The sequence below is a fragment of the Variovorax sp. WDL1 genome (assembly GCF_001541225.1).
Taxonomy (GTDB): Bacteria; Pseudomonadota; Gammaproteobacteria; order Burkholderiales; family Burkholderiaceae_C; genus Variovorax.
In genome coordinates this window covers 9019-9509 of record NZ_LMTS01000285.1, presented here as the reverse complement: position 1 = coordinate 9509, position 491 = coordinate 9019, and the positions used below count along the sequence as shown (strand labels likewise).

At 75.2% G+C, this 491-nt stretch carries 1 pseudogene; it reads left to right on the top strand.

The annotated features are described in order from the left end of the window. Window positions 1-491 (top strand): annotated as a pseudogene (locus APY03_RS42940) (ATP-binding protein); the annotation flags it as partial.

Below are 491 nucleotides of genomic sequence, written 5' to 3'. Positions count from 1 at the left end.
TCGTCGCGGCGGGCGGAGAGGAACCGGCAACCGAGCCCGAGGCGCTCATCGGCCGCGACGTGGAACTCGCCCAGGTCGGCGAACGCCTTGCCGACGCGCAGTGCCGCTGGCTGACCCTCGTCGGCCCCGGCGGCGTCGGCAAGAGCCGACTCGCGCGCGCTGCTGCAGACCGGTTCGGGACAAGCTTCAGGCACGGCGCGCTGTGGCTCAGCGCGCGCGAGCCCGGCGGCCCGCTGCGCGATGCCACCGCGCTGGCCCAGCATGTGTTCGAGCAGACCGGCGCGGATCGCGACGGCCCCGGCGCATTGCTGCTGGTGCTCGACAACCTGGACGCGTTGCCGCGCGGGCGCGAGCTGGTGCAGGCCTTGCAGGCGCGCGTACCAGGTATCAGCGTGCTCGCCACCTCTCGGCGCCGGCTCGGCGGCAGCCGCGAATGGCTGCTCGAGCTGCCCGGGCTGTCGCTGGCCCCTGATGCCCAGGGCCGCCCCGGC